Raw genomic sequence first — 24,594 nt, 5'->3', positions numbered from 1 at the left:
AAAGGCCGCATCATGCGGCCTTTTTTCATCAAGGAAGGGGCGCGGGTTAGAGGTAGTGAACCATCACCCCGAGCAGCACCAGCGCCCCCACATAGTTGTTGTTGAGGAAGGCCTGGAAGCAGGCTTCCCGCTGCCGCTCCCGGATCAGTCGCTGCTGGTAGACGAACAGCGCCGCCGCCCCCAGCAGTCCCCAGTAATAACCTGACCCCAACCCCATCAGCTGCCCGACCCCCAGCAGGATCAGCAGGGTCGCCAGTTGCAGCGCGCCGATGATCCGCTTGTCGTGGCGGCCAAACAGGATCGCGCTCGACTTGAGGCCGAGCTTGAGGTCGTCATCCCTGTCCACCATGGCGTACTCGGTGTCATAGGCGATGGTCCACAGCAGGTTCGCAAGAAACAACAGCCAGGCTTCCGGCGGCAGGGCATTGGCCTGGGCCGCGTAGGCCATGGGAATGGACCAGGAGAAGGCCATGCCGAGCACCAGCTGGGGGATGGGGATGAAGCGCTTCATGAAGGGGTAGCAGACCGCCAACAGCAGACCGGCAAAGGACAGGCTGATGGTGAGCGGGTTCAACGTCAGCACCAGGGCGAACGAGAGAAGCGCCAGCACGGCGAACAGTACCAGCACTTCCCGCTCGGCGACCCGCCCCATGGGCAGCGGTCGCCCGGCAGTGCGTTTGACATGACCGTCGAAGTTGCGATCCGCATAGTCATTGATGACACAGCCGGCGGAGCGCATCAGAAAGACGCCCACCACGAACACGGTCAGGATCCAGGGGTCAGGCAGGCCACCAGCCGCCAGACAGAGCGCCCACAGGGTCGGCCACAGCAGCAGCAGGGTACCGATGGGCTTGTCGATGCGGGCCAACTGCGCATAGGCCAGTCCCCGCTCCTTGGTTAACAGCTTCACTCCAGCTCCTTATCCGATGGCAACGAATGAGACGATAGCGAGGGCAGGAAAAGTTCATGGACCAGCAGTGGCCATTGCCCCAGAAACAGGCGGGAACGACGCCCCCAGACGGTGGCGGCCGGACACCAGGGATTGCTCGCTATCTCGAAACAGGCCAGTTGCAGGTGATCCCGCCGCGCCGGTGCCTCACCGAAAATGCGCTCTCCCAGCGGCTGCTCTCCCAGATCCTGCAAACCGCCCCCCTGCAAGGCCGCTTCGGCAAACAGGGTCCAACCCAGGATGGCAGGCCCGCCATCACCGTGCAGGATCACCTCGCGGCACATGCCCACGGGGGACAACACCGCCACCAGCGCCTGCTCGTCCACCGTCAGCGACACGGCGCGATTGCCGAGCAGCTGCACCGAGAGATGATGATTGTAACGACGCAGGCGCCGGGTCATGGAATCGGCCTCCAGCAACCAGGGACGCAGCGCCTCGGGTGGTTCGCACTCTGCAGGCGCCCGCCACGGGACGAGCTGGACGAGGGGAACAGTCAACTCGGACTTCACAGCTTCACCATCCGGAGATTTCCGTTGTCAGGTTAAAAACCGGTTTATTATCCGTAAATCAATGGCGAATTGTAAGAACATCCGTGCTTGACGGCCCCGATGGCAGCATCAAAAATGGGGCATCCGTCGCTGCCGAGCCATCCAGATGAAGATCTTCAGAATTCTGCTGCTGTCCCTGGGGTGTACCCTCTTGAATACACAGGCCTTCGCCAATGAGGAAGAGGCCACCGATCCCGCCTCCTCCGCCGTCCAGCCGGGATTCGCCTATCACGCTCTGGATCCGGACATCATCACCAACTACCTTGGCGACGGCAAAACCCTCGGCTATGTACGGGTGACGGTAGAGCTGATGGCCACGGACGCTGCCGACCTCAAGTTGCTGGAGCAGCACGACCCCCTGATCCGCGACGCCATCATCCGGCTGATTGGCAGCAAGACGGGCGCACAGATCAAGTCCCTGGTGAACCGGGAAGAGCTGCGCAAGGAGTGTGAGGCCAAGGTCAACGAACTGCTGGTCAAGGAGACGGGCAAGAAGGCGGTCCGCGAGCTCATCTTCACCAAATACCTGTACCAGTAACCACACCGGGAGGGGTCCTGCCCCTCTCACCCGTTGCATTCACTGTCGAGGACGTCATGGGTCACAAGACGCTGTGTGAGTGGCGCCGTCACGAGATCCCCGCCGATCTCAAGACGCTGCGCAAGATTGTGCGCAAACCCAAATTCGTGTGTGGCAAGTGTGCCCGCAGCGCCAATGACAAGGATTACCTGTGCCAGCCGCTGCGGCTGAAACATAAGGAAGGGTAGGTCCCTCTTCTCACGAAGAGATTCACGCAAGATTTCAGAAGAGAGAGGAAGGCTGATTTATTGATCAGTCCAGCCATGGCGACCCTGTTCAAACAGGCGACGGGCCTGCACGTCGTTAGGACAAACGCCGCGATACTCCTCTCCCGACCGTCCTGCCAGATAGAGATGCTCGGGTCGGCAATACCAGGCCAGCCCCTTCTGGCGACCCAGCTCCCAAAGGGCAAGGTCCACTTTTTCCCCGCACTGGGTCTGGTGAAATGCCACCCGATCGCCAGCAAAACCGAGCTTGCCGTCCGCCTCTCCCACGTCGCTCCACACCTTCTCGCAAGGGTCGTCGGAGTTGGAAACACAGCCCCCGAGCAGGGCGGCACAAAACATGATGACGAGTGAGCGCATATTCATCCTTGGCGTCGTTGGAATCGTTGTTGAGCCGCTGCCTGCCTCGTACAGCGTCATTTGAGCAGTTCATTCTAACCAGCACGCCCCGTTCTCACCAAGGGCTGCCCCCCTCGCCACACAAAAAATCGGGCGGGCACCAGGCCCGCCCTCAGGCGTTACAGGGAGTCACTGATCGTCGAGAGGGTCATAGTCCTGCCAGCTCTCGTCATCCAGCTCCTCCAGCTCGTCTTCCCAGGATTCCGGCTCCCAGTCATCATCGAGATCGAAATCAGGCGTCTGCGTACCCATGCTCATTCTCCTTGGATAGTGCACCGGCCTACAAAGTCTATCCAGAATAATGGGGCTCGCCAGTGGTTCCGGTCAGAACTTGACCTGGGTGCAGCCAGCCACCTGGAGTCATGGCTACAGTGGCATCCACGCTCTGCGTCAACCCGGTGACAGACCGGGCGAACACGTCGGCTGGCAGTTCCCGCGCAGGGCGACGGTGCACCGACTTGGTCTTCGGTCACAACGCCTTGAACATGCTTGCCTCGACCTGTCGTGGCATCGCTCGTCAGGTGCTCTGGCGCTTTTGCAATTGAAAATCCAGGGCGAGGCTCATGCCGGCCACCTCCTCGCCCGCCAGCTGGCGCAGGATCAGCTCCGCCGCCTCCCTGCCCATCTGGTGATAGGGGATCCTGACCGAAGTCAGCGCAGGATGACAGGCGCGCGCCACATCCAGATCGTCGAAACCGGCGATGGCGAGCTTGCCCGGCACGCTCAGATGGCGGCGCTGGCATTCGAACAGCACCCCGGCCGCCAGCTCGTCGTTGACGCAGATCAGCGCATCCAGTTCGGGCCAGCGCAGCAGAAACTCCCCCAGCATGGCCGCCCCCGTGCTAAAACTCGGCAGCTCAGAGGTATTGATGATGGCGTCCGGGGAGAGGTAGTTGTCCAGCAGCGCCTTCTGCCAGCCCTGCATGCGCTGCTGCAGCATCCACTGCTCCTGGCGGGCACAGAGAAAGCCGATGTTGCGATGACCGCGCTCGATGAGGTGGCGGGTCAGCTGATAACCGGCATCGAAGTTGGAGACCCCGACGTTCATGTCGATGGGATGGCGCGCCATGGCTCCCACTTCCACCACCGGCAAGCGGGCCGCCTGCAGGCGCTGCCGGATGACCTCCCCGGGATCCCCCCCAAACAACACCACGGCGGCCGGATTGTGCTGCAGGAAATTGCTGAGCAGGCTGGCCTCCTGCTGCTTCAGGTGCTGGGCATCCCCCAGCATGATCTGATAGCCCTCGGCGAGCAGGGTCTGCTGCAGCCCGGCAATCATGTCACCGCAGGCGCGCTCCGCCAGGCTGGGGACGATGACCACTATGGTCTGGGAGGTAGCGGATGCCAGCGCCCCCGCCGCCCGGTTCGGGATATAGCCGAGTTCATCCACCGCCGCCTCGATGCGCTCGCGCATCTTGTCGGACACCAGCTCGGGGGTGCGCAGGGCGCGCGACACCGTCATGGCTCCCACCCCAGCCAACTGGGCCACGTCGTTGAGGGTCACCCGACCCGTGCTGCGGCGTTTTTTCGCTTCTGACATCCTTTCCCTTCCTCGGCATACGGGCATTCACTTTAAGGCAAAAGCGGGGCACTGACTATTTGCTCAAACCGGATTTTACCTTCTTTGAGGCCGATAAGGGGCAGGATGAATCCCTTCCATGAGAGAAATGATAGCGCTATCACAGATCAATGTTAGCGCTATCTGGTAGCGCTAACTTTCGGGATCAAGCTCACAGTTATCAAAGGGCAAGATCGCTAGATTGGCGCCATCCTATCCAGTCCGGACACTACCATGCTGACCCAATTGCTGACCGAGGAGGTCATTTCCATCGAAGCGGGCGCCCGCGACTGGCGCCACGCCATCGAGCTGGCCACCGCCCCCCTGCTGGCCAACGGCACCATAGAGCCCTCCTATGTGGCGGCTCTCTATCGCTCCCACGAGGAGCTCGGCCCCTACTACGTGCTGGGTCCGGGCCTGGCCATGCCCCACGCCCGCCCGGAAGACGGCGTCAACCGGTTGGGACTGGCGCTGACCGTGCTGAAGGAGGGGGTCAACTTCGGCTCCGAGGGCAACGACCCGGTCCGGCTGCTGGTCACCCTGGCCGCCAGCGACAGCAACTCCCACGTGGAGACCATCGCCCAGCTGGCCGAACTGTTCATGAATGAAGAAGACGTGGCGGCCATCATGACGGCCACCAGCAAAGACGACATCTTGCGCATCCTGGCGCGTTATTGAGTGGCGCCCTGCGCCCGACAGAGGAAGAGAACATGAAGATTCTGGTTGTATGCGGACACGGCCTGGGCACCAGCCTGATGATGGAGATGAGCATCAAGAGCATTCTCAAGGAGCTGGCCGTGACGGCCGAGGTGGATCACCGGGATCTCGCCTCCGCCGGCAGCGAGCGCGCCGAGATCTTTGTCGCCACCCGCGACATCGCCGAACAGCTGGTCAGCATGGGGGTCGACGGCCGGCTGGTCTCGCTGGACAACATGGTCGACAAGGCCGCCATGAAAGAAAAACTCGCCATCGCCCTGCGCGAGCTGGGCGCACTCTAACCCCTTTGCGACTGTCTAGGCGGCCGGTGAGCCGCCGCTTCCATCTGCTTGGAGCTGACCATGGAATTTTTCAATTTTCTGATGTTTGACGTGCTGTCGGAGCCGGCCGTGCTGGTTGGCCTCATCGCCCTCATCGGCCTGATCGCCCAGAAGAAACCGGTGACCGAGTGCATCAAGGGCACGGTCAAGACCATCATGGGCTTCGTCATCCTGGGGGCCGGCGCCACCCTGGTGGTGAACTCGCTGGGCGACTTCGCCACCATCTTCCAGCACGCCTTCGGCATCAAGGGGGTGGTGCCCAACAACGAGGCCATCGTCTCCATCGCCCAGCAGTCGTTCGGCAAGGAGATGGCGATGATCATGTTCTTCGCCATGCTGGTGAACATCCTGATCGCCCGGCTCACCCCGTGGAAATTCATCTTCCTGACCGGTCACCACACCCTGTTCATGTCGATGATGGTGGCAGCCATCCTCTCCGCCGGCGGCATGAGCGGCATCCCGCTCATCGCGGTGGGCAGCCTGGTGGTCGGCGTGACCATGGTGCTGTTCCCGGCCCTCGCCCACCCCTACATGAAGCAGATCACCGGCTCCGATGACGTGGCACTCGGCCACTTCTCCACCTGCTCCTACGTGCTGGCCGGCTGGATCGGCGCCAAATTCGGCAACAAGACCCACAGCAGCGAAGAGGTGCAGGTGCCCAAGAGCCTGCTGTTCCTGCGCGATACCCCGGTGGCCATCTCCTTCACCATGGGCATCATCTTCCTCATCACCTCTCTGTTTGCCGGTGCGGATTACGTATCGGAAGTCGCCAAGGGCAAGCACTGGTTCATGTTCTCCCTAATGCAGTCCATCACCTTCGCCGCCGGGGTCTACGTGATCCTGCAGGGGGTACGGATGGTCATCGCCGAAATCGTGCCGGCCTTCAAGGGGATCTCCGACAAGCTGGTGCCCAACGCCAAGCCGGCGCTGGACTGCCCCATCGTCTTCCCCTACGCCCCCAATGCGGTGCTGATCGGCTTCCTGTCGAGCTTCGCCGCCGGTCTGGTGGGCATGGTGCTGCTCTACCTGCTGGGGCTCACCGTCATCATTCCAGGCGTCGTGCCGCACTTCTTTGTCGGTGCGGCGGCTGGGGTGTTCGGCAATGCCACCGGCGGTCGTCGCGGCGCTCTACTCGGTGCCTTCGCCAACGGCCTGCTGATCACCTTCCTGCCGGTGTTCCTGCTGCCGGTGCTGGGAGATCTCGGCTTTGCCAACACCACCTTCAGCGATGCCGACTTCGGCGTGGTGGGGATCCTGCTCGGCCTCATCGTACGCTGATCACTCTTGCCCATCGGGGGCATGGCCAGCGGTGCCATGCCTCCGCTCATCTTCCCGCACTGCCAGCCGGGCCCCGCCAGCCCGAACAACGTCGAAAATATGTGCAAACACAGTGCGTTGGATCGGATTTTCACCCCATAGCGGCAGCATCTGACAGGGGAGTGCGATATGCTGATGCGCTGACGTTCAACCCGACCTCGCTCGAGGCCCTTTCCATGAAATACCTGGTAGTACAAACCAAACAGATAGGAGATGTGCTGATCTCCACCGCACTGTGCAACAACCTCAAGCAGCACGACCCTGCCGGGGAAGTTCACTATCTGGTCATGGATTACTGCGCGGGCATGGCAGAGGGAAACCCCAACATCGATCGATTGATCGTCATCGAGAAGGCGCGCCGCAACGAGTGGCGCTATATGAAGGATTTGCTGCTGGGCATTCGCCGCGAACGCTACGATGTGGTGATCAACAGCCAGGGCCAGATGATAGGCCTGCTCACCTGTCTCTTCTCCGGCGCCCGCCTGCGGATCGGCTTCGACTCCTTCCCATGGCGCCTGGGCCACAACCGCATCGTGCGCTTTCGCCATGACACCGAGCATCAGGGCAACAGCACCCTGGTGGACGACCGGTTTTCACTGCTCAAGCCCCTCGGCCTCGCCAGGGAGGATCGCAACTACTATCTCTGGCTCAGCGACGGGGAGAGACAACGGGGGCGCGAGACCCTGCTGGCCGCTGGCGTCGACCCGACCCGGCCACTCATCGCCATGGGGGTCAACTCCCTCGGTCACTACAAGCGCTGGCCCATCGACTGCTTCGCCAAGGTCGCCCAGTGGCTCATCGAGGAGCACAATGCCCAGATCCTGGTCTATTGCGGACCGGGGGAAGAGGAGTACAACCGGGGGCTGAAGCCGCTGCTGCCAGAAGCGCTGCAGGCCAGCGTGTTTGACCATGTTCAGACCCGCTCGGTACGGGAACTGGTGGGGCTCTTCGCCCATTGCCAGCTCTTCGTCGGCAATGACACAGGCCCACGGCATATGGCGCAGGCGCTGGATATCCCCCTGCTCACCATCGTCTCTCCCCTCGGACACTCCGCCATTGCCAATCCCGTCTCTCATCCCCGTTATCGCTTCGTCGACACGGGTCGTCAGGATCCGCAGCAGGAAATTTTGAATGTGCAGGAGATACTGGCCACATTCTGTGCTGAGCTAGGAATAATGAATAAATAATCGGCTACAGAGGTATGCCCCGCCAGTAACGCAATTTATGGTCTGACCTTTAATTCGTTACTGGTTATGGTCATTCCACCCGAAAACGGGCTTCACCACCACCGATATGATCGAATGACTCTCGTATTCGGAACTATAGATTGACGCTAGAAACTGCATTAAAGATAGTAGACTATATGTGATTATTATTTCGCAGTCTGTTAAAATAATTAAATTATATCTCAGCTGATTTTAATGCCACTTTCTATAATTTTTTTAAAAAAGCTATGCTTTAAGAAAAAAGTCTATCTAAACTCATCCATTGTTAAATGATATTAATTTTTTAATCCTCGCTGCTTATGCCTTAAGGAATAAGACAGTGATGGTCTTATGATAATAGCAAAGAATAACTTAAATCTAGTCGGCTTTTTACATGATTTGATGAGTTCCTTGATAATAAATCTAAACTTAAGAGATTTTGCAGATAAAAAATTATAATTTTTATCAAAAAAATAAAATAAAGATCTGTAAAACTCTATTTCTATGTCTAGATTTCTATTCGTACTCCCACCACCATAATGAACTATCTTTGCATCAGGAACAAAGAATATATTCATTTTTTCTTTCTTCATTCTAATACAGATATCTTCTTCCTCACAGTAAAGGAAAAAATTAGGATCTAAACCTCCAACTTTAAAATAGTCGGATGCGCGAAAAAACATTGATGCTCCACTACCCATTTGGACCCTGAATGGTTTTTTATATTCCTTCTTCCTATCCATATACTCTGATGATTTTAACATTCGACATAATCCGTTGCCAAACCATTGATTACCTACTGATGGTAAATAGGCAAAGGATGGATGATATGTACCATCTTTATTATACTGAGATGGTATACACAGCGATACATCTGGATTATCCTCCATGAAGGAATGAAGTATATCAAGCGCGCCCTCATCCACTAGCGTATCATTGTTAAGAACAAATATGTACTCTCCTTTAGATTCTGATATTCCAAGTATGTTTCCAAGAGCAAATCCGAAATTAATATCATTATCTATAAAATGTATTTTATCATTATTTTTAATTTTCAAGTAATCAATAAATATGCCACGTTCATCCTCGCTCGAGTTATTATCAACCACTATTATTTCATAATCTTGAAATGAACCACGCAATATACTATCAATGCAATCCATTGTGTATTTAGACGAATTGTAATTTAAAATTACAATAGAAACAGAAACCCCCATTCTATACCCTCACTGTTAAAGATGACATTATTTATAATAACTAATCACACAAAAAAACAATACCCCCTGTTTATCGCTATCAATTCATTCTGTATCACTCTCCTTAAAAACTATAGATGCAGCTATAACCAGCGATGAGACAAAGAAAGTAATACCAGAATTGTGACCAAAAAATGCCTGACTGAGGCAGTAATCAATCGATGAAAAAACAGCCACAATAACCAACGCGGAACCACAATGCACATCATCATTATGGGGTCGGTGCAAACGACTTTTTACCAAGAATAGGGGGATCAACATCATCAATAGCAACGCACCAAGGCCAACAATGCCTCGTTTGGCCATTTCATCGAGAAACTGGTTATGGGCATGAGAATTGAAATCATAGATAAACTGGCTAATTTCTCCTCGTGCCAGCTGCGCTTTTTGTGACTGCCGAATCCCATGATTTCCCCAGCCAAATAGTGGCTTTTCGGTAAAGCTCTGCCAAGCACTCTGCCAAAGCTGAAGTCTGATCCCAAGCGAGGTGTTGAGGTTGGTTTTGTCGAGATATTGGCTGATATCATTCTGAGCCAGCTCTATCCGTGCTTCCACACCACTCTGCGGTTGGACAATCAAAAAACCACCGTATAACAGTCCACCTACAAGCATAACGAGGGTTGTCTTGCGATACAGGCACTCTTTAAACAGCACCGCAATAGTAAATAAAATAACAGGTAATAATACCCACCCCCCACGCGTTCCCGAGAGGAAACTGGCCCCCATCCCAGCACAACCTCCCAGCAGCATGAAAAAAGAGAAGGCCAATTTTCCCTTTTTTTGTGCCCAAAGAAGTCCACACAGGCAAAATAATCCTAACGACATGGCAATATTACCACTCTGTAGTGGCATCATATCGTTAAATGCCCGCTCATAGCCCAAAATAAATTTATCATGAATGGCTATGCCACATGCGAGGAGAGCACCGACACCACAACCGGAAAGCAGTATAGGAAGGCGCACAGGCACGCAAGCTAGTAAGGGCAATATGACAACAGCCATCAGCGCTCTACTTGCCCTGTCGATTTGGCTGATCTTGCCACCATCAAACCAAACGGAAATAACCATCACCAGAAAATAGAGCGACAAGCCAAGCCCGATAAACTTGAGTTCACGGGGTAATACCCAATTCAAGCGCCTCACAGAGAAGAAACACAGGCTTGCCAGCAACAACAAAGCTGGGCCATAGGAGTAACCACTGGGCACGGATAGTGCCAGAGCTCCAAATAAAAAAGCTGAGAGTTGAACTAGTAGCGGCAACGCTTGGTCATGGACCAGCCCAAATGCGCCCTGATTGGGCGGCGATTCTGTTTGCATCGGCATACGTTCCTCTACAACAACCTTATTTTCTGAAGACATAATTCCCCCTGATCTTGCGCCACAGACCGAACATGTCGGTGCGGGGGAAGATGGCGATCCGGCGGATCTGGAACGGATCCCGGTGCATGGCTCTGGGGCCGCTGTTGGTGGCCACAGCATAGCGATAACCGGCGGCAACGGCCTGGGCTTTTGCACTGTCGTTCAGATCCCCGTAAGGATAGGCAAACGAGATCAGGGGATGGCCGAGCAACTGCTCCAGCCAGGCCTTGTTGGCCTGGATCTGGTGGGCCTGCTCCTCTGGGGGGAGCGTGCTCAGGCGGGGGTGAGTCAGGGTATGGCCCCCGATCTCCACATGACCGGAGGCCACCAGCGCCTTGATTTCGTCCGGGGTCATCAGGGTCACCGGGGTATCGGGGTGAGTCGGGTGCTCCACATCCCAACGATTGTGATCCTCACCGGTCACCACATAGACCACCGCCTTGTAGCCATACTTTTCCAGTAGCGGCAGCATGCGGGTGAGGTTGTCCCGATAGCCGTCGTCCACGGTGATCATCAGGTACTTCTTGCCGTATTGCAGCCGGTGGATGAACCCGTTCTCCGCCAGGTCGGCAAATGTCAGCGTCTCGTAGCCCAGCCACTTCATCAGCTTGAGGTGCTTCTCGAACATGGCGACCGGGAGCCAGGTGCCATGCACTCCCTTTTCGCTCTCGTGCTCGATGAAGCGGTGATACATGATGACCGGCATCTCCCGGCGCAGGGTCTCGACCACGGCGTCCTGATAGACGGATTCCAGCCCGGTCACGACGCCTTGCAAATCATACTCTTGCAGGATCCGTTGGCGCACTGGGTCTGGCACCACCTTGGAGGCCAGCGCCGAAGGGATCTGCGCCTTCAGCCCGGCAAAGTCGATGGCCAGATCCCTGGGGCCGATGTCGCCGAAGTTGCTGGCGAGGGCCTCGTCCAGATTCTGCTCCGTCACCAGACCGATGGCCCTGGCTTCGCCGATGGCAAACGCCGGACGACCGCACAGCAGCGCCTCCATCGCCACCCGACCGGCACCGATCACCAGATCGCAGCCCGCCATCAGGGCGGGCACATCGTCCACATAGCCGACGAAGTCGACCTTGTCCTGAAAACGGGCAAAACGCGCCGGCACCTGGGTGCCGCTGACGACGCGCACCCGGCAGGCTTCCAGATCCAGAACCTCGTCCAGCAACCGGTAGCAGAGCTCCCCCTTGGGACCGCTCAGCCGACCAATGATGGCGATCACCGGTTTGTCGTTGTCCGGTATCGGCACGGGCTGGAACTTGTCGGTCTCGATGCCGTTGCGCAGCACCTGCACCATGGCCGGGTCCACCCCCAGGTTGTCGATGATCTGGCTGGCGATATCCTCGCACACCGCCACCGCCCGGTAGCCCAGCGCATGGAATGCCTTGCGGGAGGCGTGTACCGGCTGGCGCCCGTGCACCGTGGTGATCATGGGGGTGCCGGTCAGCTTGCAGGCGACGTAGCTGCTCCAGCCCGAGGCGCGCGAATGGGCGTGCACAAGCTGGATCCTGTGCTTGCGGATCAGATAGATGAGATAGAAGACGTGCCAGAAGCGGCGCAGGATGCTGCGCTTGTTGAAGCGCAACCGAAAGACCGGTCCCAGAGTCGGTTTGGTCAGGGTGTCAGAGACGTAGAAAACCTGGTGGCCACGGCGGGTCAGCTCGTTGCCGACCGTGGTGGCATAGACCTCCGCGCCCGTCACTTCGAGCTGGGAGAGAGCCATCAATATGTTCATGCAAGCGCATCCGATCGACGGGTGGCCAGAGCCACCCGCCAGAGGGGGATCAAGCCCGGTTCAACCAGGCCATGTAATCGGCCACGCCTTCGGCCACAGTCTTGAACTCGCCGTCATAGCCGACGCCGCGCAACTTGGTGAGATCCGCCTGGGTGAAGCTCTGGTAGCGACCCTTGAGGTGATCCGGGAAGGGAATGTATTCGATGGCGCCTTTCTGGTGATGCCTGATCACGGCTTCCGCCACGTTCTGGAACGGCTCAGCCCGGCCGGTGCCGCAGTTGAAGATGCCGGAGTGCTGCGGATTCTGCCAGAACCAGAGGTTCACCTTGCAGACGTCGTCCACGTAGATGAAGTCGCGCATCTGGCCGCCATCCGGGAAGCCGTCACAGCCCTCGAACAGCTTGGGATTGTCACCCTGCTTCACCTGGGTATTGAGGTGGAAGGCCACGGACGCCATGGATCCCTTGTGCTGCTCGCGGGGACCATAGACGTTGAAGTACTTGAGACCCACCACCTGGGAGTTGATCTCCGGCATCCAGCGACGCACGTACTGATCGAACAGCTGCTTGGAGTAGCCGTAGACGTTGAGGGGCTGCTCGAACCTCGGGTCTTCGATGAAGTTGTCGTTGCGCCCGCCATAGGTCGCGGCGGAAGAGGCGTAGATGAAGGGGATTTCCCGTTCGATGCAGTAGTGGAACAGATCCTTGGAGTACTCGTAGTTGGCCTCCATGATGAACTTGCCGTTCCACTCGGTGGTCGCGGAGCAGGCGCCTTCGTGGAAGATCACCTCGATGCCGTCATCCCACTCCTCGAATTCGTCACCGGAGACGATCCGCGCCTGGAACTCGTCCTTGTCCATGTAGTCGGCGATGGTGAGGTCGACCAGGTTGACGAACTTGGTGCCGTCGGTCAGGTCATCAATGACCACGATATCGGTCCGTCCTTGAGCGTTCAGCTGCTTGACCAGATTGCTGCCGATAAAGCCAGCACCGCCAGTTACTACGATCATGGAGTTTGCCTCGCGTACGTTGTGGCCCCGTGTGACTGCCTGTTAAAGCTGTGTATAGTGGGCCAATTTGAAATTGCCGAAAAGTTTATCACGGGCCGCAAGGGGATTCGACCTCGATGACTTTTCCCCTTCGGGCCCGGCAGAGGGACCAGCGATGAAGACCAGAGACAGGATCATCCACAGCGCCACCGAGCTGTTCAACGATCAGGGCGAGCGCAACATCACCACCAACCACATTGCCGCACACCTTGGCATCAGCCCGGGCAACCTTTACTACCACTTCAGAAACAAAGAAGACATCATCCACTCCATCTTCGATCAGTACGCCCGCCACCTGAGCGACAGCTTCACTCCGATCCGCAGCAGCGAGATCCGGCTGGAGGATCTGATGGGCTACCTGGATGCCATCTTCTATTTGATGTGGCAGTTCCGCTTCTTCTACGCGAACCTGCCGGACATCCTGAGTCGCGACGAGCTTCTGCAGCAGAAATACCTCAAGGCACAGGAGCAGCTCCGTGCCACCGTGGAGACGCTGCTCAGAAGCCTGCGCGAAGGCGGTATCATCGCCGTCAGCGATGAAGACCTGCCGGATCTCGGCCAGACCATCAAGATGGTCGTCACCTGCTGGATCCCGTTCCAGATCGCCCAGGCCCCGGCCACCCGCATCACCAAACCCCTGCTCTACCAGGGGGTCTTGCGGGTGCTGTTTTTGCTGCGCCCCTACGTGCATCCACAGGTGGCCCCCCAGATACATCAACTGGAGCAACATTATCACCAACTGGCCCAACCAGCCGGGTGAGATCTGTTTCACAATTGTTGATTATCAGCATAAAAATTTGAATTTATACGCAGGGATTACAGTAAAATGTCGCCCATTCTAGGGTCTGTCGGCGTTTCGTCGCGACCGTGACGACGCCGAACCGTGCGGGTTGCACGGCCCGGGATCCTGATAACACAGTCGATACAGCAATGAGGACCGAGGATGTCTAACGGATTCTATCGTCACCTGACCGAACAGCTCGAACAGGTCAAGGCGGAAGGGCTATACAAGCAGGAGCGCATCATCACCTCGGCCCAGCAGGCCCAGATTGCGGTGGGTGGCGAGCAGGTACTGAACTTCTGTGCCAACAACTACCTGGGGCTGGCCAACCACCCCGACCTGATTGCCGCCGCCCATCAGGGGCTCGAGAGCCACGGCTTCGGCATGGCCTCCGTGCGCTTCATCTGCGGTACCCAGGACCAGCACAAGGAGCTGGAGCAGAAGCTGTCCGCCTTCCTCGGCACCGAAGACAGCATCCTTTACTCCTCCTGCTTCGACGCCAACGGAGGTCTGTTCGAGACCCTTTTCAGTGCCGAAGACGCCATCATCTCCGACGCCCTCAACCATGCCTCCATCATCGATGGGGTGCGGTTGTGCAAGGCCAGGCGCTATCGCTACGCCAACAACGACATGGCCGAACTGGAAGCCCAGCTCAAGCAGGCCGATGCCGACGGCGCCCGCTTCAAACTGATCGCCACCGATGGCGTCTTCTCCATGGATGGCGTCATCGCCGACCTCAAATCCATCTGCGATCTGGCCGACAAGTACGATGCGCTGGTGATGGTGGATGACTCCCACGCCGTCGGCTTCATCGGTGAGAACGGCCGCGGCACCCACGAATACTGCGAGGTGATGGAACGGGTCGACATCATCACCGGCACCCTGGGCAAGGCGCTGGGTGGCGCGTCCGGTGGCTACACCTCCGGCAAGAAAGAGGTGATCGACTGGTTGCGTCAGCGCTCCCGTCCCTACCTCTTCTCCAACTCCCTGGCACCCTCCATCGTCTCGGCCACCATCAAGGTGATCGACATGCTGGCCGAGGGTCACGACCTGCGCGCCCGCCTCAAGGAGAACAGTGCCTACTTCCGCGAGCGCATGAGCGCCGCCGGCTTTACCCTGACCGGCGCCGATCACGCCATCATTCCGGTCATGCTGGGGGATGCCAAACTAGCCGCCGAGATGGCGAGCCGCATGCTGGCCGCCGGTATCTACGTGGTGGGCTTCTCCTTCCCCGTGGTACCCAAGGGTCAGGCGCGCATCCGGACCCAGATGTCCGCCGCCCATACCCGGGAACAACTGGACAAGGCGATCGATGCCTTCATTCGCATCGGTCGCGAGCTCGGTGTGATTTGATCACATGGCTGGCTGATTAAAACGGGGGCCAAGGTTGGGCCCCATTTTATTACCCTCTGTACCCGGCATGGCGCCGTGAGGAATCTGTCATGAAAGCACTCTCCAAACTCAAATCCGAAGTCGGCATCTGGATGACCGATGTCCCGGCTCCCGAGCTCGGCCACAACGATTTGCTCATCAAGATCCGCAAGACCGCCATCTGCGGCACCGACATGCACATCTACAACTGGGACGAGTGGGCCCAGAAGACCATTCCCGTCCCCATGGTGGTGGGGCACGAGTATGTGGGAGAGGTGGTCGCCGTCGGCCAGGAAGTGCGCGGCTTCGCCATCGGCGATCGCGTCTCCGGCGAAGGCCACATCACCTGCGGCCACTGCCGCAACTGCCGTGCCGGTCGCACCCACCTGTGCCGCAACACCATTGGTGTGGGTGTGAACCGCCCGGGATCCTTCGCCGAATACCTGGTGATCCCGGCCTTCAACGCCTTCAAGCTGCCGGACAACATCCCCGATGAGCTGGCCGCCATCTTCGATCCGTTCGGCAACGCCGTGCACACCGCCCTCTCCTTCGACCTGGTGGGTGAAGACGTGCTCATCACCGGCGCAGGCCCCATCGGCATCATGGCTGCTGCCGTCTGCCGTCACGTTGGCGCCCGTCACGTGGTGATCACCGACGTCAACGAATACCGGCTGGAACTGGCCCGCAAGATGGGCGCCACCCGTGCCGTCAACGTGGCCAAGGAGAAGCTCTCCGATGTCATGGAAGATCTCGGCATGACCGAAGGGTTCGATGTGGGGCTGGAGATGTCCGGGGTGCCCAGCGCCTTCCAGGACATGATCGACAAGATGAACCACGGCGGCAAAATCGCCATGCTCGGCATTCCTCCCTCCACCATGGCCATCGACTGGGGCAAGGTGATCTTCAAGGGACTCTTCATCAAGGGGATCTACGGCCGCGAAATGTTCGAAACCTGGTACAAGATGGCAAGCCTCATCCAGTCTGGCCTGGATCTCAGCCCCATCATCACCCACCATTTCCATATCGATGACTTCCAGCAGGGCTTCGAAGCCATGGGCTCGGGCAAGTCCGGCAAGGTGATCCTGAACTGGGATTGACGACGCGCGAGGGGCGTCTGGGCAATCAGCGCGCCCTATTTTGTTCAGCCTCACGAAACCCGGCGCATGCCGGGTTTTTTTATGTGGGATCACCCCTTCCCGCTCTACCACTTTGTTTGCAGATTGCTTAACACTTCACACACAAGCGTTTAAATGACTGTAACTATTCGGTTATAATCCCGTCGTTTTCTGGGGATAATAAGAGCCTGCTGGGAGTACATGAGCGTGTTGAAAAAACTGAGCTATTTGCTGGCTGCCGGGATGGCGGCCGCCACTCTGTCCGGCGCCGTCCTTGCCGCCGATGACATGTCGACAGAGGCCATCGCCGAGCGTATTGCCCCGGTTGGCCAGGTTTATACCGCCAAGGATCTGGAAGGCATTGCGACCGCCGCGGCCGCGCCTGCGGCAGCCTCCTCCGGCCCACGTGACGGAGAGACCGTGTTCAAGGGTGCCTGCTTCGCCTGCCACGATACCGGTGCCGCCGGCGCCCCCAAGCGAGGTGACAAGGCCGCCTGGGAGCCACGCATCGCCCAGGGCTTCGACACCTTGCGCAAACACGCCATCGAAGGCTTCACCGGCAAGGCTGGCATGATGCCACCGCGGGGGACCTGCGCCACCTGCAGTGACGAAGAGATCGAGAACGCCATTCACTACATGATCGACAAGCTCTAAGTAATTGAAAGGGCTCCTCTTGCAGCCCTTTCAATCCCATCACTTCCGACTACGCTTGAAGGTAAGTTTTTTCGGGAGTGTTGCATGTCAGTTCAGCCCACCACACCGCCAGACTCGCACTCCTTGCTGGCGGTCGTCTCCTCCATCATGGATTTCCCCGCCCCCGGCATTGCCTCCCCCGAGGATTACGCCCGACTGGTCGGTCTGCTGGACACACTCTGCCCTCTGCAACATTTCGCCATGCTGGGGCTGGCCGACGGGGGGCTGAACTGGCGCTACACCTATCAGCTTCCCGACGTGTTCAAGCAACAATTGGGACGGGAAGAACCTCGCCTCACCGAACAGCTCACCCGGCTCGATGAAGGTCAGGGCTGGTGCGTGCAGCCTGTGGAGCATATCGACGTGCAGTGGTTGCTGGCACGCAGCACCCCGGATCAGGCACCCACCCTGAGGTTGCTGTTGGAGTGCCTGGCCAAACGACTGCACGAAACCCAGACCGGTACTCAGCTGGCGGGGCAGGCCTCCCCTCTCATGCAGCGGGATCCCCAGTGGCAGGAGAAAATCGAGAAGATCGGCCGAGTGATGCGCCTGGCTCACAACCTGCCTCAGCATGCCCTGTTTGCCCAGTTGGAAGCTGTGTTGCGCCAGATGCTCTCGGTCAGCGACATGTTGCTGATCCGGCTGGAAAACCAGCGACTGGAGCGACTCTATCCACCACACCTGACATACGACGATGACATCATTCGGGCCATGTGCCACAGCACCAACAGCGTAGAGCGCCATGAAGAGGGGCTTTACTGGTACAGCCTGCCCCTGCGCCAGCAGCAGCAATACTTTGCCCACCTCATCCTCAACATGACCCGGCCTCTGGAAACCGATGACAGGCTGTTCCTCGATTTCCTGCGCCATCAGCTGACCCTGTTGCTGGAGCTCAAAAGGGTGCGACAGCAACTCGATGAGCTCAACTCGGAGGAGTCCATCAACCAGCGCCTCCAACAGCTGCGCCAAACCAACCTGAGGTTGCAGAAACGGCTCAAGCATCATCAGGAGCTGGAGCGGCGGCTCCAGTTCAATGCCCTGCACGACCCGCTGACCCAGTTGCCAAACCGGGCGCTGCTGATGAATCACCTGCATCATGCCATGACCCGCTACCGCCGCTACCAGACAGCCGGCTTCACCCTGATCTTCGTCGATGTGGATCACTTCAAGCAGGTCAATGACGCCTTGGGCCACAGTGCTGGCGATCAGTTGCTGCAGGAGCTGGGCAGCAGGCTGCAAGGCTGCATCCGGCAAAATGACATGGTGGCGAGGCTCGGAGGGGACGAATTCGTCATCTATCTGGACAACAGCCAGCGGGAAGAGGACATCAGCCCCGTGCTCAATCGCCTGATTGGCCGTATCGGCCATCCGTTCCGGATCCAGGGCAACGAACTGACCATCACCGTCAGTCTGGGGGTCGCCAGCGTGACGGAGCAAACGGCCGATGTCAGTGAACTGCTGCACCAGGCAGACCTCGCCATGTACCAGGCCAAGCGCAACGGTCGCAGCCGCATCGTCATGTATTCGGAGGCCTGTACCGAACAGGCGGGGTCACCGGAAGAGCGGCTCTTCAGAGCCTTGCGGGAAGGGCGGATTGTGCCCTACTTCCAGCCGGTGATCAGGCTGTGTGACAGCCGCCTGGTCGGACTGGAGGTGATGGCGCGCTGGATAACGGAGGAAGGGGAGCTCAAGGATGCATTCGACTTCATTCCTCTGGCGGAACAGTGCGGCCTCATTCAGGATCTGGACCGCCAGATCCTCAAGCGCACCTGCCAGCAACTGAAGCTTTGGCAGCCCGCCTCCGGGGTCGGTCGTTTCAGGATAGCCATCAACCTCTCCGGCAAGCACCTGGCCAGCCACGAGCAGATCATGCAACTGCTCACCATCATGGAGGAGGAGGGTGTCATCCCCGCATGTTTCATCTTTGAGTTCAACGAACGCGAGCTCTCCCGGCAGAGTGCCGACTCCCTCACAGCCTTGCATGAACTCAGGGCGAAAGGGATCCAGGTCAGCCTGGATGACTTCGGCACCGGCTTCTCTTCTCTCAACGCCCTGTTTCACTTCCCGGTGGATTACATCAAGGTGGACGACAGCTTCACCCATCGCATGTTGAACTCACCCAAGGATCTGGCGCTGATCCGCGCCATGCGGGACATCTGCCAGGACCTCGACTTCACCCTGGTGGTCGAGGGGATCGAAAATCAGCAACAGTTGCAAAAGCTCATCGAGCTTGGCTGCGCCCTCGGGCAGGGGCGCCACATCTCCCCCCCGCTGCCGGGAGCCGATATTCCCCCCCTGCTGGGTCAGGCCGCCCGAGAGGCCAAGCCTTCCGGCCTCAATCCTTCTTGAACAGGGCCCGCAGGTTGGCGACACCAACCTGCCCCTTCTGCTGGCGCTCCTCTGCCGTCACCTTCTTCTGGTTTTCCCACTCCAGGTCATCCTGGGGCAGCTCCAGCAGGAAGCGGCTCGGCTCCGGCCGTACCGACTCGCCAAACTGGCGACGCTCCTTGCAGAGGGTAAAGGTCAGCTCGGTCTGGGCCCGGGTGATCCCCACGTAGGCGAGGCGCCGCTCCTCCTCCACGTTGTCCTCGTCGATGCTGGTCTGGTGGGGCAGCAGCCCCTCCTCCATGCCCACCATGTAGACATAGGGAAACTCCAGCCCCTTGGAGGCGTGCAATGTCATCAGCTGCACTTGGTCAGCCTCGTCCTCTCCCTCATTGCGTTCCATCATGTCCCGCAGGGTGAGGCGAGTCACCACCTGAGCAAGTGTCATCGACTCCTCCAGCTCATCCCCCTCCAGCATCTCGCTGATCCAGCGATAAAGGGTGGAGACGTTTTGCATCCGCATCTCCGCCGCCTTCGGACTGGGGGAGGTCTCATAGAGCCACTCCTCGTAGTGGATCTCCTTGATCATGTCCCGCACCGCCTCCACCGGATTGCCGCGCAGCGCCTGATCGCCGAGCCGTACCAGCCAGTTGGTGAAAGCCTGCAAGGCGGATAGACCGCGCCCGGAGAGGTGTTGCTCCAGCCCCAGCTCGAAACTGGCGGCAAACAGGCTCTTGCCACGCTGGTTGGCGTACTGGCCCAGTTTTTCGAGGGTGGTGGGGCCTATCTCGCGGCGCGGCAGGTTGACCACCCGCAGGAAGGCAGTGTCCTCGTCCGGGTTCACCAGCAGCTTGAGGTAGGCCATGATGTCCTTGATCTCGGTGCGGGAGAAAAACGAGGTACCGCCCGAGATACGGTAGGGAATGCGGTTGGTCATCAGCGCCTTCTCGAAGATGCGCGACTGATGGTTGCCCCGATAGAGGATGGCATAGTCCTTGAACCGGGTGCGGTTCATGAACTTGTGGCCCATCAGCTCGGCGGCGATACGCTCCGCCTCGTGCTCCTCGTTCTTGGCAAACAGCACCTTGAGCTTCACCCCCTCGTCCAGTTCGGAGAAGAGCGCCTTGTCATAGACGTGGGGGTTGTTGGCGATCAGGATGTTGGCGCACTTGAGGATGCGCCGCTTGGAGCGGTAGTTTTGCTCCAGCTTGATGAGCCGCAGATTGGGGAAATCTTCGTTCAGCAGCACCAGATTCTGCGGCTTGGCCCCACGCCAGGAGTAGATGGACTGGTCGTCATCCCCCACCACGGTAAAACGGGCCCGCTCGCCGACGATCTGCTTCACCAGTTCGTACTGGCTGGTATTGGTGTCCTGGTATTCATCGACCAGCAGGTAGCGGATCTTGTTCTGCCAGCGCTCGCGCACCTCCTGGTTGCTCTTGAGCAGCAGGGTCGGCATTACGATGAGGTCGTCAAAATCCAGCGCGTTGTAAGCCACCATCTGGCGGTGGTAACGCTCGTAGAGCTCGGCCATCAGCACTTCTTCAGGCCCGCGGGCGATACGCATGGCCCGGGCCGGCAGGATGAGGTCGTTTTTCCAGTTGGAGATCTGGCTGATGAGGGCCGAGAGCTTGTCCTTGTCGTTGTCGAGCTCCGCCTCGGTCAGCTCTTTCAGCAGCGCCAGCTGGTCGGTGTCATCGAACAGGGAGAAGTTGGCCTTGAGGTTCAGGCTCTTGTGCTCGCGGCGGATGATCTCGAGCCCCAGAGTGTGGAAGGTGGAGACCATCAGCCCCCGCGCCTCCTTGCGACCCAGGGTCTGACCGACCCGCTCCTTCATCTCCCGCGCCGCCTTGTTGGTAAAGGTGACCGCCGCTATGTTGCGTGCGTTGTAGCCGCACTGCTGTACCAGATAGGCAATCTTGTTGGTGATGACGCGGGTCTTGCCCGATCCGGCACCCGCCAGCACCAGGCAAGGGCCGGAGACATACTTGACCGCTTCGTTCTGATTGGGGTTGAGCTTCATGGGCCGGATCTCTTGGCTTATGATGAGGGGCGGCATTGTAGCAGAGATCCCGCGGGCAGCCGAAACCGGGCACGGGATCCCGCCACTTCATCTTGTGTTTGCCCGCCATTTTCCGGATCATGACCGACTTTTCCAGACGAGATGAGGGGAGCATGAATCAGCAACAGCACGACCGGCTGCGCGGCCAGTTTCCAGCCTTGACGCAGGAGGTGAACGGCCACCCTCTGGTCTATCTGGACAACGCCGCCACCACCCAGAAACCGCAAGCCGTGCTGGATGCGATCAATCACTACTATCGGGCCGACAATGCCAACGTGCACCGCGCCGCCCATGCCCTGAGCGGCCGGGCCACACGCGCCTTCGAAGATGCCCGCAAGACGGCTGCCCGCTTTATCAATGCCCCTCGCAGCCACGAAGTGATATGGACCCGTGGCACCACGGAGGCGATCAATCTGGTGGCCCAGAGCTGGGGGATGAGCGAGCTGAGGGCGGGGGATGAAATCGTGCTCAGCACCCTCGAGCATCACGCCAATATCGTCCCCTGGCAGCTGGTCGCCCAACGCACCGGCGCGGTGATCCGGGTCATCCCCCTCGATGAGCGGGGCGATCTCGATCTGGCCGCCTATCACGCCATGCTGGGGCCACGGACCCGACTGGTAAGCGTGGCCCACGTCTCCAATGCCCTTGGCACCGTCAATCCAGTCAAAGAGATGGTGGCAGCGGCCAAGGCGGTCGGCGCTCTGACCCTGCTCGATGGCGCTCAGGCGGTGGCTCATCTCGAGGTGGATGTGCAGGCCATAGGTTGCGACTTCTACGCCTTCTCCGGTCACAAGCTCTATGGTCCGACCGGCATCGGTGTGTTGTGGGGCCGCACCGAACTACTGGAGCGGATGCCGCCCTGGCAAGCGGGAGGCGAGATGATAGACAGGGTCAGCTTCAGCGGCACCACCTTCAACACCCTGCCCTTCAAGTTCGAGGCAGGCACCCCCCATATCGCTGGCGCCATCGGCCTGGCCGCCGCCATCGACTTTGTGATGGAGCAGGACAAGGATTCATTGGCCAGCCATGAAGCGGCGCTGACCGACTATCTGGTTGCCGGACTGCAACAGGTGCCAGGGCTGCGTCTGGTCGGCGAACCCGGTCAGCGCGCCGGCGCTGTCTCTTTCCTGCTGGACGACATCCACCCGCAAGATGCCGCTACCCTGCTCGACATGCAGGGGATCGCCCTGCGAGTCGGCCATCACTGCGCCATGCCGTTGATGGAGAGCTTAGGGATCGGCGGTACCATGCGCGTGTCCCTGGCCTGCTACAACAATCGGGACGATGCCGACGCCCTGCTGGCCGCCCTGCACAAACTCAGTGACTTCTTCTAAGGCAGACACCCGATGAACAGCCTCGCAACCTACACCCGGATAGGCGTTGAGCCCGACGCAAATACCATCCGCCAGCAGTTTGCGGCAGCAAACGGCTGGGAGAACCAGTACCGGCTCATCATCCAGCTCGGCAAGCTGCTACCCACCTTGCCAGCAGAGTGGCAGCAGGAAGAGAACCGCCTGAAAGGGTGCGAGAGCCAGGCCTGGCTCAAGGGAGAGGTAGGTGAGGACGGCAACTGGCATTTTGCCTGCGACTCAGACGCCCGCATCGTGCGCGGTCTTATCGTCATCGTGCTGGCGGCACTCAATCATCAGAGTGCCGACGCTATCCAGGCTTTTGATATGGATGCCTATTTCAGCGAATTGGGGCTCGAGAAACACCTGAGCCCGTCGCGAGGCAACGGGCTCAGGGCAATCGTGTTGGCAATCCGGGAGCAGGCTGCCTAACCCACCTTGTACAGTGGTCGATCAGGCTTCGCCAATCGACCCTGCGTCTTCATTTCCGGCCTCTTTCTCGGCGCGGGCTCCCCGCTCGGCAATCTTCTTCAATACCCGGGACGCGGCAACCAAGCCAAAAGTGGCCGTCACCGGCGTCACGGCACCGAAGCCGGAGGCGCAATCCATCTTCATATTGCCGTCGCTGGCCGCCTTGGCCTGGCAGGTGTCGCCATTGCCATCCGGATAACTCAGCTGCTCGGTTGAGAAGACACACTCCACCCCGAATTTGCGCGCCGGATTCTTGCTGAAGTTGTGCAGTCGGCGCAGGTCGGAGCGCACCTTGGCGGCCAGCGGATCCTGAATGGTCTTGGCCAGGTCGGCCACGGTGATCTGGGTCGGGTCCATCTGCCCGCCGGCACCGCCCGCCACGATCACCGGGATCTTGTTGCGCTTGCAGAAGGCAATCAGCGCCACCTTGGCCTTGACCGAGTCGATGGCATCCACCACATAGTCAAACTCCCGCTTGATATGCTCGCTCAGGTTGTCGGCGGTGACGAAGTCATCCACCTCGATCACCTCGCAATCCGGGTTGATGGCACGGATGCGCTCGGCCATCACCTCCGTCTTGAGACGGCCGACCGTGCCCTGCATGGCATGGATCTGGCGATTGGTGTTGGTGATGCAGATGTCATCCATATCGATCAGAGTGATCTGGTTGATGCCGGCCCGAGCCAGCGCCTCGGCCGCCCAGGAACCGACGCCACCAATCCCGACCACGCAGACTTTCGCCTGGCTGAAGGAGCCAAGGGCACGCTGGCCATACAGACGGGCAATGCCCCCGAATCGCTGTAGATACTCTGCTTTCATACCACCACCTTGCTTGAGGGCGGCCATTATAGCGGCAACCTCTCTCAGGGGCGATGATCGGATGATGGCGGTGTTGATGAGAGGGAAAAGGAGTGCGCCGGAAACGAAAAAAAGCCCAGTCGTTAGACTGGGCTTCTTAAAAAGTGGCGGAGCGGACGGGACTCGAACCCGCGACCCCCGGCGTGACAGGCCGGTATTCTAACCGACTGAACTACCGCTCCGCATTCGGTTAGCTTTCGCTAAATCATTTGCCGCTTCTTAATGAGGTGTCATCCTCGCAGCCGGTCATGTAATTCTTCACATCACCGTTTAATTGGGTGCCTGGCAGTGTCCTACTCTCGCATGGCGAATGCCACACTACCATCGGCGCTACAGCGTTTCACTTCT

24 protein-coding genes and 1 tRNA gene are annotated in these 24,594 nt (G+C 58.8%); 13 read left to right on the top strand and 12 right to left on the bottom strand.

The features are described from left to right. Nucleotides 1-46: 46 nt before the first annotated feature. Together ubiA and AB5Y51_RS11390 are read right to left on the bottom strand one after the other, a co-directional pair. The gene (gene ubiA / locus AB5Y51_RS11395; protein ID WP_010672442.1) at nucleotides 47-910 is read right to left on the bottom strand and encodes a 4-hydroxybenzoate octaprenyltransferase; all 864 of its coding nucleotides are present in this window, start codon (nucleotides 908-910) and stop codon (nucleotides 47-49) included. Further along, nucleotides 907-1,458: a chorismate lyase gene (locus tag AB5Y51_RS11390; RefSeq protein WP_368178463.1), complete on the bottom strand. Its 552-nt coding sequence runs from the start codon at nucleotides 1,456-1,458 to the stop codon at nucleotides 907-909. Before AB5Y51_RS11390 ends, ubiA begins: the two co-directional genes overlap by 4 nt. Nucleotides 1,459-1,603: 145 nt before the next feature. Between AB5Y51_RS11390 and AB5Y51_RS11385 the strand changes: the two genes are divergently transcribed. Continuing rightward, on the top strand, nucleotides 1,604-2,035 hold the full coding sequence (locus AB5Y51_RS11385; RefSeq protein ID WP_010672440.1) for a flagellar basal body-associated FliL family protein: 432 nt from the start codon (nucleotides 1,604-1,606) through the stop codon (nucleotides 2,033-2,035). Nucleotides 2,036-2,091: 56 nt separating this feature from the next. Continuing rightward, nucleotides 2,092-2,262: a hypothetical protein gene (locus AB5Y51_RS11380; RefSeq protein WP_010672439.1), complete on the top strand. Its 171-nt coding sequence runs from the start codon at nucleotides 2,092-2,094 to the stop codon at nucleotides 2,260-2,262. 57 nt (nucleotides 2,263-2,319) lie between these two features. Here the strand turns inward: AB5Y51_RS11380 and AB5Y51_RS11375 are convergent, their stop codons facing one another. The 3 genes from AB5Y51_RS11375 to AB5Y51_RS11365 all read right to left on the bottom strand — a co-directional run bounded on the left by AB5Y51_RS11375 (nucleotide 2,320) and on the right by AB5Y51_RS11365 (nucleotide 4,237). Next, nucleotides 2,320-2,658 (bottom strand): DUF2799 domain-containing protein, encoded by a 339-nt coding sequence (locus AB5Y51_RS11375; RefSeq protein ID WP_041212113.1) that lies wholly within the window; start codon nucleotides 2,656-2,658, stop codon nucleotides 2,320-2,322. A 168-nt stretch (nucleotides 2,659-2,826) separates the two neighbouring features. Continuing rightward, nucleotides 2,827-2,949 (bottom strand): hypothetical protein, encoded by a 123-nt coding sequence (locus tag AB5Y51_RS11370; protein WP_010672437.1) that lies wholly within the window; start codon nucleotides 2,947-2,949, stop codon nucleotides 2,827-2,829. A 265-nt stretch (nucleotides 2,950-3,214) separates the two neighbouring features. Continuing rightward, entirely contained in the window at nucleotides 3,215-4,237 is a 1,023-nt protein-coding gene (locus tag AB5Y51_RS11365) for a LacI family DNA-binding transcriptional regulator (protein WP_041212112.1), read from the bottom strand. Nucleotides 4,238-4,489: 252 nt separating this feature from the next. Between AB5Y51_RS11365 and AB5Y51_RS11360 the strand changes: the two genes are divergently transcribed. The 4 genes from AB5Y51_RS11360 to AB5Y51_RS11345 all read left to right on the top strand — a co-directional run bounded on the left by AB5Y51_RS11360 (nucleotide 4,490) and on the right by AB5Y51_RS11345 (nucleotide 7,796). Beyond that, nucleotides 4,490-4,933, top strand: a complete 444-nt coding sequence (locus AB5Y51_RS11360) for a PTS sugar transporter subunit IIA (RefSeq protein ID WP_104455056.1) — start codon at nucleotides 4,490-4,492, stop codon at nucleotides 4,931-4,933. Nucleotides 4,934-4,965: 32 nt separating this feature from the next. Beyond that, complete coding sequence (locus AB5Y51_RS11355; protein WP_026142047.1) at nucleotides 4,966-5,253, top strand: PTS sugar transporter subunit IIB; 288 nt, start codon at nucleotides 4,966-4,968, stop codon at nucleotides 5,251-5,253. Between the two features lie 60 nt (nucleotides 5,254-5,313). Further along, on the top strand, nucleotides 5,314-6,570 hold the full coding sequence (locus tag AB5Y51_RS11350) for a PTS ascorbate transporter subunit IIC (RefSeq protein WP_368178462.1): 1,257 nt from the start codon (nucleotides 5,314-5,316) through the stop codon (nucleotides 6,568-6,570). A 215-nt stretch (nucleotides 6,571-6,785) separates the two neighbouring features. After that, entirely contained in the window at nucleotides 6,786-7,796 is a 1,011-nt protein-coding gene (locus tag AB5Y51_RS11345) for a glycosyltransferase family 9 protein (protein WP_081844089.1), read from the top strand. A 314-nt stretch (nucleotides 7,797-8,110) separates the two neighbouring features. Here the strand turns inward: AB5Y51_RS11345 and AB5Y51_RS11340 are convergent, their stop codons facing one another. The 4 genes from AB5Y51_RS11340 to rfaD form a co-directional block, all read right to left on the bottom strand. Continuing rightward, entirely contained in the window at nucleotides 8,111-9,031 is a 921-nt protein-coding gene (locus AB5Y51_RS11340) for a glycosyltransferase family 2 protein (protein ID WP_080767867.1), read from the bottom strand. An 84-nt stretch (nucleotides 9,032-9,115) separates the two neighbouring features. Further along, nucleotides 9,116-10,429, bottom strand: a complete 1,314-nt coding sequence (locus AB5Y51_RS11335; RefSeq protein WP_368178461.1) for an O-antigen ligase family protein — start codon at nucleotides 10,427-10,429, stop codon at nucleotides 9,116-9,118. Beyond that, nucleotides 10,413-12,173 carry a polysaccharide deacetylase family protein gene (locus AB5Y51_RS11330; protein ID WP_042014709.1) on the bottom strand — a complete coding sequence of 587 codons (1,761 nt, stop codon included), beginning with the start codon at nucleotides 12,171-12,173 and terminating at the stop codon, nucleotides 10,413-10,415. The genes AB5Y51_RS11335 and AB5Y51_RS11330 overlap by 17 nt, the downstream gene beginning before the upstream one ends. Before the next feature lie 49 nt (nucleotides 12,174-12,222). Then, complete coding sequence (gene rfaD / locus AB5Y51_RS11325; RefSeq protein WP_368178460.1) at nucleotides 12,223-13,182, bottom strand: ADP-glyceromanno-heptose 6-epimerase; 960 nt, start codon at nucleotides 13,180-13,182, stop codon at nucleotides 12,223-12,225. Nucleotides 13,183-13,336: 154 nt separating this feature from the next. On the opposite strand from rfaD, the gene AB5Y51_RS11320 reads away from it, so the two are divergent. The 5 genes from AB5Y51_RS11320 to AB5Y51_RS11300 all read left to right on the top strand — a co-directional run bounded on the left by AB5Y51_RS11320 (nucleotide 13,337) and on the right by AB5Y51_RS11300 (nucleotide 19,530). Then, nucleotides 13,337-13,981, top strand: a complete 645-nt coding sequence (locus AB5Y51_RS11320; protein ID WP_368178459.1) for a TetR/AcrR family transcriptional regulator — start codon at nucleotides 13,337-13,339, stop codon at nucleotides 13,979-13,981. 183 nt (nucleotides 13,982-14,164) lie between these two features. Next, nucleotides 14,165-15,355, top strand: coding sequence for a glycine C-acetyltransferase (locus AB5Y51_RS11315; protein WP_368178458.1), 1,191 nt, complete (start codon nucleotides 14,165-14,167; stop codon nucleotides 15,353-15,355). A gap of 89 nt (nucleotides 15,356-15,444) precedes the next feature. Continuing rightward, nucleotides 15,445-16,470: an L-threonine 3-dehydrogenase gene (tdh, locus tag AB5Y51_RS11310; protein WP_010672427.1), complete on the top strand. Its 1,026-nt coding sequence runs from the start codon at nucleotides 15,445-15,447 to the stop codon at nucleotides 16,468-16,470. Nucleotides 16,471-16,689: 219 nt separating this feature from the next. Continuing rightward, nucleotides 16,690-17,142 carry a cytochrome c5 family protein gene (locus tag AB5Y51_RS11305; RefSeq protein ID WP_039041132.1) on the top strand — a complete coding sequence of 151 codons (453 nt, stop codon included), beginning with the start codon at nucleotides 16,690-16,692 and terminating at the stop codon, nucleotides 17,140-17,142. Nucleotides 17,143-17,226: 84 nt separating this feature from the next. Further along, complete coding sequence (locus tag AB5Y51_RS11300) at nucleotides 17,227-19,530, top strand: bifunctional diguanylate cyclase/phosphodiesterase (RefSeq protein ID WP_103858488.1); 2,304 nt, start codon at nucleotides 17,227-17,229, stop codon at nucleotides 19,528-19,530. Here AB5Y51_RS11300 and rep read toward each other — a convergent pair. Then, a complete protein-coding gene (gene rep, locus AB5Y51_RS11295) occupies nucleotides 19,517-21,529 on the bottom strand; it encodes a DNA helicase Rep (RefSeq protein WP_368178457.1) in 2,013 nt (670 codons plus the stop codon). The genes AB5Y51_RS11300 and rep overlap by 14 nt on opposite strands. Nucleotides 21,530-21,681: 152 nt before the next feature. Between rep and AB5Y51_RS11290 the strand changes: the two genes are divergently transcribed. Together AB5Y51_RS11290 and AB5Y51_RS11285 are read left to right on the top strand one after the other, a co-directional pair. Then, nucleotides 21,682-22,902, top strand: a complete 1,221-nt coding sequence (locus AB5Y51_RS11290; RefSeq protein WP_368178456.1) for an aminotransferase class V-fold PLP-dependent enzyme — start codon at nucleotides 21,682-21,684, stop codon at nucleotides 22,900-22,902. A 12-nt stretch (nucleotides 22,903-22,914) separates the two neighbouring features. After that, nucleotides 22,915-23,349: a SufE family protein gene (locus AB5Y51_RS11285; RefSeq protein WP_069784755.1), complete on the top strand. Its 435-nt coding sequence runs from the start codon at nucleotides 22,915-22,917 to the stop codon at nucleotides 23,347-23,349. Nucleotides 23,350-23,370: 21 nt separating this feature from the next. On the opposite strand, the gene tcdA is transcribed toward AB5Y51_RS11285, so the two are convergent. Together tcdA and AB5Y51_RS11275 are read right to left on the bottom strand one after the other, a co-directional pair. After that, entirely contained in the window at nucleotides 23,371-24,207 is an 837-nt protein-coding gene (gene tcdA / locus AB5Y51_RS11280) for a tRNA cyclic N6-threonylcarbamoyladenosine(37) synthase TcdA (RefSeq protein WP_368178455.1), read from the bottom strand. Between the two features lie 144 nt (nucleotides 24,208-24,351). Further along, nucleotides 24,352-24,428, bottom strand: a tRNA-Asp gene (locus tag AB5Y51_RS11275). Between the last annotated feature and the right edge of the window lie 166 nt (nucleotides 24,429-24,594).

Origin of the sequence: Aeromonas sp. R7-1 (assembly GCF_040908115.1) — a bacterium.
GTDB lineage: Bacteria > Pseudomonadota > Gammaproteobacteria > Enterobacterales > Aeromonadaceae > Aeromonas > Aeromonas caviae.
This window is presented reverse-complemented; position numbering and strand designations above follow the sequence as displayed.

Bases quoted from the DNA above. Each gene is read 5' to 3' on its own strand.
- AB5Y51_RS11385 (WP_010672440.1), top strand. From the start codon at position 1,604: ATGAAGATCTTCAGAATTCTGCTGCTGTCCCTGGGGTGTACCCTCTTG.
- AB5Y51_RS11380 (WP_010672439.1), top strand. From the start codon at position 2,092: ATGGGTCACAAGACGCTGTGTGAGTGGCGCCGTCACGAGATCCCCGCC.
- AB5Y51_RS11375 (WP_041212113.1), bottom strand. From the start codon at position 2,658: ATGCGCTCACTCGTCATCATGTTTTGTGCCGCCCTGCTCGGGGGCTGT.
- AB5Y51_RS11370 (WP_010672437.1), bottom strand. From the start codon at position 2,949: ATGGGTACGCAGACGCCTGATTTCGATCTCGATGATGACTGGGAGCCG.
- AB5Y51_RS11365 (WP_041212112.1), bottom strand. From the start codon at position 4,237: ATGTCAGAAGCGAAAAAACGCCGCAGCACGGGTCGGGTGACCCTCAAC.
- AB5Y51_RS11360 (WP_104455056.1), top strand. From the start codon at position 4,490: ATGCTGACCCAATTGCTGACCGAGGAGGTCATTTCCATCGAAGCGGGC.
- AB5Y51_RS11355 (WP_026142047.1), top strand. From the start codon at position 4,966: ATGAAGATTCTGGTTGTATGCGGACACGGCCTGGGCACCAGCCTGATG.
- AB5Y51_RS11350 (WP_368178462.1), top strand. From the start codon at position 5,314: ATGGAATTTTTCAATTTTCTGATGTTTGACGTGCTGTCGGAGCCGGCC.
- AB5Y51_RS11345 (WP_081844089.1), top strand. From the start codon at position 6,786: ATGAAATACCTGGTAGTACAAACCAAACAGATAGGAGATGTGCTGATC.
- AB5Y51_RS11340 (WP_080767867.1), bottom strand. From the start codon at position 9,031: ATGGGGGTTTCTGTTTCTATTGTAATTTTAAATTACAATTCGTCTAAA.
- AB5Y51_RS11335 (WP_368178461.1), bottom strand. From the start codon at position 10,429: ATGTCTTCAGAAAATAAGGTTGTTGTAGAGGAACGTATGCCGATGCAA.
- AB5Y51_RS11330 (WP_042014709.1), bottom strand. From the start codon at position 12,173: ATGAACATATTGATGGCTCTCTCCCAGCTCGAAGTGACGGGCGCGGAG.
- rfaD (WP_368178460.1), bottom strand. From the start codon at position 13,182: ATGATCGTAGTAACTGGCGGTGCTGGCTTTATCGGCAGCAATCTGGTC.
- AB5Y51_RS11320 (WP_368178459.1), top strand. From the start codon at position 13,337: ATGAAGACCAGAGACAGGATCATCCACAGCGCCACCGAGCTGTTCAAC.
- AB5Y51_RS11315 (WP_368178458.1), top strand. From the start codon at position 14,165: ATGTCTAACGGATTCTATCGTCACCTGACCGAACAGCTCGAACAGGTC.
- tdh (WP_010672427.1), top strand. From the start codon at position 15,445: ATGAAAGCACTCTCCAAACTCAAATCCGAAGTCGGCATCTGGATGACC.
- AB5Y51_RS11305 (WP_039041132.1), top strand. From the start codon at position 16,690: ATGAGCGTGTTGAAAAAACTGAGCTATTTGCTGGCTGCCGGGATGGCG.
- AB5Y51_RS11300 (WP_103858488.1), top strand. From the start codon at position 17,227: ATGTCAGTTCAGCCCACCACACCGCCAGACTCGCACTCCTTGCTGGCG.
- rep (WP_368178457.1), bottom strand. From the start codon at position 21,529: ATGAAGCTCAACCCCAATCAGAACGAAGCGGTCAAGTATGTCTCCGGC.
- AB5Y51_RS11290 (WP_368178456.1), top strand. From the start codon at position 21,682: ATGAATCAGCAACAGCACGACCGGCTGCGCGGCCAGTTTCCAGCCTTG.
- AB5Y51_RS11285 (WP_069784755.1), top strand. From the start codon at position 22,915: ATGAACAGCCTCGCAACCTACACCCGGATAGGCGTTGAGCCCGACGCA.
- tcdA (WP_368178455.1), bottom strand. From the start codon at position 24,207: ATGAAAGCAGAGTATCTACAGCGATTCGGGGGCATTGCCCGTCTGTAT.